General features: G+C 41.4%; 6 protein-coding genes. 4 read left to right on the forward strand and 2 right to left on the reverse strand.

Annotated elements, in window-relative coordinates; genetic code table 11:
• Positions 1 to 172 precede the first annotated feature (172 nt).
• Together lpxD and CALSC_RS22075 are read left to right on the forward strand one after the other, a co-directional pair.
• Positions 173 to 1216, forward strand: a complete 1044-nt coding sequence (gene lpxD, locus CALSC_RS22070) for a UDP-3-O-(3-hydroxymyristoyl)glucosamine N-acyltransferase (RefSeq protein ID WP_088243404.1) — start codon at positions 173 to 175, stop codon at positions 1214 to 1216.
• Positions 1217 to 1538: 322 nt separating this feature from the next.
• Complete coding sequence (locus tag CALSC_RS22075) at positions 1539 to 4238, forward strand: DUF4912 domain-containing protein (protein ID WP_088243405.1); 2700 nt, start codon at positions 1539 to 1541, stop codon at positions 4236 to 4238.
• 151 nt (positions 4239 to 4389) lie between these two features.
• Here the strand turns inward: CALSC_RS22075 and arsH are convergent, their stop codons facing one another.
• Both arsH and CALSC_RS22085 read right to left on the reverse strand, forming a co-directional pair.
• Entirely contained in the window at positions 4390 to 5016 is a 627-nt protein-coding gene (arsH, locus tag CALSC_RS22080) for an arsenical resistance protein ArsH (RefSeq protein WP_088243406.1), read from the reverse strand.
• 67 nt (positions 5017 to 5083) lie between these two features.
• Positions 5084 to 5662, reverse strand: a complete 579-nt coding sequence (locus tag CALSC_RS22085) for a PadR family transcriptional regulator (RefSeq protein WP_088243407.1) — start codon at positions 5660 to 5662, stop codon at positions 5084 to 5086.
• Between the two features lie 128 nt (positions 5663 to 5790).
• Here CALSC_RS22085 and CALSC_RS22090 point away from each other — a divergent pair, with 128 nt between their 5' ends.
• Positions 5791 to 7158, forward strand: a complete 1368-nt coding sequence (locus tag CALSC_RS22090; RefSeq protein WP_088243411.1) for an efflux RND transporter periplasmic adaptor subunit — start codon at positions 5791 to 5793, stop codon at positions 7156 to 7158.
• A gap of 52 nt (positions 7159 to 7210) precedes the next feature.
• The coding region (locus tag CALSC_RS22095; protein WP_143288338.1) for an efflux RND transporter permease subunit at positions 7211 to 8177 on the forward strand (967 nt) is incomplete at its 3' end.

Raw genomic sequence — 8177 nt, forward strand, 5'->3', positions numbered from 1 at the left:
AATAAGTCTTGGAGGATAGGGAATGTTGTAAGTGTAGAAATTGTGGGGAGTGTGGAGAGTTACATTACCTCACTCCTTCACTCCTTTACTCCTTCTGTGTGGTATAGAACTTAAATGTGACAAAAAACGACACTAATATTTAGTTCGATCACATTTTTTTACTAACACAGCCATGAAATTCAGTGAAATTATTCAACAATTGGGTGAGGATAGTATTTCCCATAGCCTCCATATAGATCAAGAACTGAACCCTGAGATTACAGAGGTGAGAGAAATTGATCATGCAAAAATCGGTAATATTAGTTATATAGAAGGGACAAAATTTGCCTCTTTTGTCGGCAAAACTAATGCCAGCGCCTTGATTTTACCCTTAAATGAAGATTTACAAGCCCAGGCACAAACACGGGGTATTGCTTGGATCGCAGTTGCCGATCCTCGCTTATTTTTTGCTAAAACAATCGCAATTTTTTATCAAGCTTGGCAACCCCAACCTGAAATTCACCCCTCCGCCATCATTCACTCCACAGCAAAAGTTGGTAACGATGTTTATATTGGTGCCCATGCAGTAATCCAAGCAGAGGTAAATATTGGTAATGGGGTGTGCATCCATCCGAATGTGGTAGTTTATCCCCAGGTAACAATTGGCGATCGCACCATTCTACACGCTAACTGTACTATCCATGAACGTAGTTGCATTGGTGCAGATTGTGTAATTCATAGTGGCGCTGTTATTGGTGCGGAAGGTTTTGGGTTTGTACCCACTGCTGATGGTTGGTTAAAAATGGAACAATCTGGTTATACAGTCTTAGAAGATGGGGTAGAAGTCGGCTGTAACACTGCTATTGATCGTCCATCTGTAGGTGAAACCCGCATAGGTAGTCAGACCAAGATTGATAATTTAGTACAAATTGGTCACGGTTGTCAAATTGGCAATGGTTGTGCTATTGCTGGTCAGTCGGGGATGGCAGGAGGGGTGAAAGTTGGAAATCGGGTGATTATGGCAGGGCAATCAGGAATTGCCAATCAAGTAACAATTGGAGATGGAGCAATTACTGCTGCTAAAGCCGGAGTTCACAATGATGTTCCTCCCGGTGAAGTGGTTTGCGGTAGTCCCGCGATACCCCACAAAAAGTATCTCAAAGTATCTGCGATATTCGGTCGATTACCAGAGCTTTATCGGTCGGTGAAGGACTTACAAAAAAAACTCCAGGATTAGTTGGATGACTATTTTATCAGGGAATTTACCAATTTTTGCCCATTAGGGATCAAAATGTTGCAGGGAAATACTTGTACCATCCGTGACATATATTTTTAGACCCTGGATGCGATCGCTAATAATTAAAAAAAATCAACTTCTGGATCCGATACTGGGCTAGCAAGATAGATTTATAAAAGTAGTTGCCTCAGACCACAAGTATTACCTACAACTTAGCAAATAGATAACACAGATGTATAATTAGCCCGTCTAAATGTAAACATAGGCAGCAAATAGTACTGATCAACTTTTTGTTGCCGCTAGCTTAAAAACCTAAAAGCATATGTGGCAAAAAGAAAACAAAGATAATCAAATTGTTAATCTAGCATTATTGTTGGTATTAGCTAGCACTCCCATAGCTACAACTCTCATTGTGTCAACTGCCACACGGGCAGAATCATCCAATGAGAATCCGACTTTTGAATTACCAGAAAATATTCCCAGTGGCACCACCGTTAAGATTAACAGTTCCCAGGGAATGGCCGTAATTAACGAAAGCTTGAAATCCAAGTTTGAAAAACAATTCTCTGGGACTGAAGTAGAAATAGCTACTAGTAATACGGAAGATGCATTAAACTCTGTATTGGATGGGAAAGCAGACATTGCAGCAGTTAACCAGGAACTCACACCTGAGGAAAAAGCTAAAGGTTTAGAACAACTGCTGGTGCATCGGGACAAAATTGCTATTATTGTGGGGCAAGAAAATCCTTTTAAGGGCAGCTTGACTATTAAGGAATTTGCCCGTATTTTCCGAGGACAGATGACAAATTGGTCAGAACTAGGTAGTTCTCCGGGTAAAATTAAGTTAATAGACCGCCCTAACAATAGTGAAATTCGCCAAGCCTTCCGTAATTATCCAGTCTTTAAGAAAGGTAAATTTACCACAGGCTCTAATGCGACCCAAATATCAGCAGATGATACAGCAGAGATTGTGCCTCAACTAGGGGAAAACGGCATTAGCTACGTACTGGTGAGTCAATTATCCAATTTACAAGGTGTACGAACTTTAGCTCTACATAAAACCAAGCCAGATAATCCTAAGTATCCTTTTTCCCTACCTTCAGTATATATTTATAAAAAAAATCCTAGTGCTGCAGTCAGTAATTTTCTGGGATTTACCAGCAATAAGCCGGGACAGGATAGTGTCAAAGAAGGGATCGCCAAACAAGCTGATGCGATCGCTCAAAAGGTATCAACTCCAGTCCCCAGTGATGATGATAATTCCTCTACTACTCAACCTTCACCAGAAAGTACTAAAAAACCTACTGCATCTAGTTTCACTACCAGTACAAATAATGATGGGAGTAGCAGCACCTCTAACATAAATGATACCAAAGCAGTTAGTGACCGCACAGGGGAAAGGGCTGACCGTCAAACATTAACACCTGGTGCAGCCAGTAACAGTACTAATACAATTACAAGTACTGAAGAAGGGCTGAGCTGGTGGTGGCAGTTACTATTGGGAATTTTGGGTGCCTGTGGTTTACTATTTATTCTGGGGCGTAAAAAAAATCAAGAAGTAACAACAGAAACTGTTATCAAAGAAAACAGTACTGTACCACCAAATTCCGGGATTGATGAATCTCAGACAACTGATACCATCCCCTCTCCCTCTAGTGACGTAGTTGATAATTCTGGGAATATCAACAATTCATCTTTAGACCTAGAAGCCCCCGTAGCTGTAGTCAACCCTTCCTATCCATCCCAATATGGTCAACAAGAGCCACCATCACCAGAAAATACAAACACAGGAGGAGAAATGAATGGTCTTGGTGGAGCTGCCATCGCTGCTGGGATTGCTGGTGTAGCAGGAGCCGCAGCCATTGCTAGCAAAAAACAAGCAGATAATAATCCTGTTGATACCCAAGAAGTATCCTCAGAAACCTTAGATCAGGTTGCGGATGCCGCAGAGCCTTCTCCACTATCTAGCAACACAGCCACCAAGGAAACTACTCTCTTCCTCACCCCCCAGAGTGAAAGTAGAGCTTATGCTGAATGGGACATTTCTCCATCAGATCAGAATATTGGCAGTCAACAGGGAGATGAACACCTTACCCTACGATTGTATGATGTTACCGACATTGACTTGAGCTATCAAAGTCCCAAACTTGTAAAACAATACGAATGCGGGCATACAGAAAATAATTGTCTCGTGGAAATTCCCCTAAGCGATCGCGACTATATGGCGGAAATCGGTTATGGTCATGAGAGAGATTGGCAGCCCCTGACCCGTTCTAATATTATTCGGGTTTTCAGTTCCTTTGAAGGAGAATCATCAACCAATGGTGTTACAGCAGCCACTGCTGGTGTAACAGCAGCTACCGCAGCCGCATCCTTCTGGCCTACTCAATCTACAGCAGAAAATGGTAATATCACATCTGTATATCCCACTGCTCCGATTAAGGATGGGGAAAGTACAGTTGTACTCACTAACCGCACTCCCAAATGGGCTTATGCCTCCTGGAATATATCTGAAGCTCAAAAAAAGGAATTGCAACACCAGGGAGGTAAACAATTAGCCCTCAGACTGTATGATGTCACTGATATTGACTTGAGTTATCAAACTCCTAAGTTAGTACAGCAATATGAATGTGACCAAACCACAAATGATCGCTTTGTCGCAATTCCCATCAGCGATCGCAACTACATGGCAGAAATTGGCTATATTACGGATGAAGAACGGTGGTTATTATTAGCACGTTCCGCAACAATTCGCGTATTCAGTCGTTCAGAACAAGAATTTTGGTTCGTTGCCGATGCAGAATTGCTCATTCACGGAGCCACAGAAGCAGGTGCAGCTGTAAAAATTGGCGATCGCCCTATCAAACTCAAGCCAGATGGAACTTTCCATCTACGCATACCGTTTACAGATCACTTGATTGATTGTGTTATGGAAGCTAGTGATCAGGATAGTAAGCAGACAAGAAAGATTCACCACCAATTTAGTAGTGATTCTCTCCCTGAAAATGGCAACATTGAGTAGCTAGAAGAGGCACAGAGAATAAAAGTTTTAAGGAGATTTCCAGACTTAAGATTACCAGAAAATAAGAAATTTACCTTAGGGGCGCAAGGCTTGCGCCCTTTTCATTGGTAAAATTCTTTTCAGAAATCACCTAAGTATCTGATGTTTCCATTTAATACTTCAAATCAGCAACGCCTTTTTCTTTACGCTCGCTGTAACGATCAGTGAGATAATCTACTTTATCCCGTAATAAAAACGTAAATTTATATAATTCTTCCATCACATCTACCACTCGATCTCGGTAAGAAGAGTCTTTCATTGTCCCATCTTCATGGAATTCCTGATAAGCTTTTGCTACTGAAGACTGATTAGGAATTGTAAACATCCGCATCCAGCGCCCTAAAATTCGCATGGTATTAACGGCATTAAAAGACTGAGAACCACCACTAACCTGCATCACTGCCAAAGTTTTTCCTTGGGTTGGTCTAACCGCACCAATACTTAGAGGTATCCAGTCAATTTGATTTTTGAGAATGCCCGTAACATTACCATGCATTTCTGGTGAAGACCAAACTTGACCTTCTGACCACTGACTCAATTCTCTTAATTCTTGCACTTGGGGATGGGAATCATCAACCCTTCCCCGCAAAGGTAAGTCGTGAGGATGGAAAAACTTGACTTCAGCACCCATTGCTGAAATTATTCGCCCTGCTTCTTCTGCTAATAAGCGACTGTAAGAACGTTCTCGTAAAGAGCCGTATAAAAATAATATTCTCGGGGGATGGTCAAGATTAGACATTATAATCAATGGGAGCCAAAAAAATCCACTCTCAAATATTACCTGCTTCCTGATTCAATAAGCACCACTAATTAATGCTGCTCGGGTGAGCCGTGTAAGGTTTGACCGGATGAGCTTTTGCTAAAATTTCTATAGACTCTTCACACCACCTAATCCATTCCTGTTCGCAAATAATTCCCCGGCGCAAAGTCATATATTTACCTAGTTTATCTGGTGGTAATTTCTCTAGATGATCGACAAATTGTTCAGCAATGCTTTCGTAGATTGCTAATTTTTTCAGATGCTGGCGGCGATGCGTTTCTAGCTGCTGTATTAAAACAGTTCTAGGTACTAAATGTCCAGAAAATATCTTCACCAAGATATCCTCTTTAATAGTTCCCAATTCACATTCTTGGTCAATCCACTCAATTAAATGTTGCTGTCCTAGTTCAGTTAAATGGTAAACTTTTTTATCCAATGATTTTCCCTGGGGAATGACTTCCACGCTCACCCAACCTTGCTTTTCTAGCTTTTTTAATTCTCGGTATATCTGTTGGTGAGTTGCTTGCCAAAAACACCCCACACTACCTTCAAATTCTTTGGCTATATCATAACCACTGCAAGCTTTGTGAGCTAACAGACTCATTACAGCTTGTGCTAACGCCATAATCTCAACCTCTTGACATCCGCTATATATAAAATTTATATTATTGAACAAGTAGTATGCAACTTATTTCATACTACTTGTTCAATAATATCTTTGCCTGCTTAGCTATCTGGTAGGGGATGGGAGCTATGAAAGAGGAACTAACAGGAAAACAAAACGTACCATTTTCTTTAGACGATAATAAATTGCCAGAGGTAATACCTCGTCCCCAATTACGATGGTGGGGATTTGCTTCAGCATCTGCCATACTACTAGTATCAGGTTTTGCCATTGGGTTATTACGCTTACCCAAGCAAAAACCCCCAGCTCAGGTGACTGCTGCCAATATTCTGCCTGTAAAAACCAAAAAAATTGCAGCCGTAAAGTCCTATTCAGTAGTACAAACATATACAGGAGAAGTAGCATCAGTACGTACTAGTGAGTTAGGCTTTGAGCGGTCAGGTAGGGTAATATGGCTAAAAGTTGATCGTGGTGAACGGGTAATTACTGGTAGTCCTATAGCTAAACTTGATACTAGCAACTTAGAAGCACAACGACAACAATTACTGGCAAGAAAGACCCAAGCGATCGCAGTATTGGATGAGCTGAAAGCGGGGCCTAGAAAAGAAAAAATAGCATCTTCTCTCGCCCAGCTCCAAGACCTAGAGGAACAGTTAAAGCTAGAAGAAATTAGACGAGAGAGAAGAAAAAAATTATACACAGATGGGGCAATTTCCCGAGAGCGGTATGACGAAGTGGCATTCAATGCCAATGCCCTTTCCAGGCGTTTAGCTGCTGCCCGTAGTAATTTACAAGAATTACAAGTGGGAACTCGCAAGGAACAGATAGTTGCCCAACAAGCCGTAGTTAAACAATTAGATGCTCAGATCACTGATCTAGAGATTACCATTGCCAAAAGCACCATTAAAGCTCCCTTTTCCGGAAAAATTGCCAAACGCCATTTGGATGAGGGGACTGTAGTCAATGGGGGTCAATCGGTGGTGCGCTTAGTCGAAAATGCCCAACCAGAAGTAGAAATTGGGGTTCCCTTACAGTTAATTGCCAAAATTATCCCTGGTAGTCGCAAAAAGGTCGTAATTGGACAAAAAACTTACCTAGCCAGAGTTAAATCAATTTTGCCCGAAGTCAACCCAATTACTAGGACTCGCACAGTCATACTCAATGTAAAAACATCACAACCACAATCTCTAGCTCCAGGACAAATCGCCCGGTTGCAATTGTCTCAAGATTTACCGACCAAAGGCTACTGGTTACCCATCAATTCCTTAGCTCGTGGTGAAAAGGGTTTGTGGTCTAGTTATGTTTTAGCTGAACCAAAGCAACAGGGATCCCCAACCAAAGCATATCTGGTGGAACGAAGAGATGTAGAAATTTTATACACAGAGAGTGATCAGGTTTTGGTGCGCGGAGCCATTAAATCTGGTGACAGAGTTATTACTGAGGGCATTCAAAGAATTGTTACTGGTCAGTTAGTTCGTCCAGTAGATGATTTTTGATGAGGAAGTTTTGTTTAGATTTAATTGAACTCTTCAGGGGAATAAAATAATTATGGTTCAAATTTTATACAAAAATTTCCGATTATTGATTCTGACAATTTTTTTAATTGTTATTTGGGGAATTACATCCTACCAGAGTTTACCCCGACTAGAAGATCCTGAATTAGTTTCCCGTGCTGCCTTGGTAAAGACATTTTATCCTGGAGCCACAGCCGAAAGGGTAGAGGCACTAATTACAGAGAAAATAGAAAACAAAATTGCTGAAATCGAAGAAATCAAAACCTACGAATCCACTTCCAGAGCAGGAGCCTCCATTATCTCTATTGATTTACTGGATCGCATGAAGAGTACAGAAGTAGATGGAGTATGGTCGAGAGTACGCGATCGCTTACGGGAAGTCAAGTCAGAATTACCTCCAGAAGCCACTGAACCAGATTTAGAGGAAGTAGAGGTCAGAGCTTACGCTTTAATAGCAGCCTTAACTTGGGAACAGGATAATTCTCCCAATTATGCCATTCTCCAGCGCCAAGCTAAGTTACTGCAAGATGAACTGAGAAATCTCAATGGTACGGAGAAAGTAGAGATTTTTGGCGCTCCTAATGAAGAAATTAGCGTGACTGTAAATGCTCCCGATTTAGCAGCATTAGGGTTAACAGCAACAGACGTATCACAGCAAATTCAACAGAGTGATTCTAAGAGTGCCGCCGGACAATTACGTGGTAATAATAATGACTTGTTAATTGAGGTGAAAGGGGAAGTAGATTCCCTTAAACGATTACGTCAAATACCCATTCGTTGTAACACATGTGGCTCTAGTGACGCTCAATTTCAGCCCTTAGGAGATTTGGCAAAGATAGAAAAAGGTATTGTGGAACCGCCCAACGAATTGGCTTTTGCTGGTGGACATCCAGCAGTGACTGTGGCGGTATTTGTAGAGTCCCAGAAACGTATAGATATATGGACAAAACAAGCTCATAAAAAGCTGGAGAAATTCCGACAGCAGTTACCTCAGAACTGTC

It is taken from the genome of Calothrix rhizosoleniae SC01, from assembly GCF_900185595.1.
In the GTDB taxonomy this organism is placed as follows: Bacteria; Cyanobacteriota; Cyanobacteriia; order Cyanobacteriales; family Nostocaceae; genus Calothrix_A; species Calothrix_A rhizosoleniae.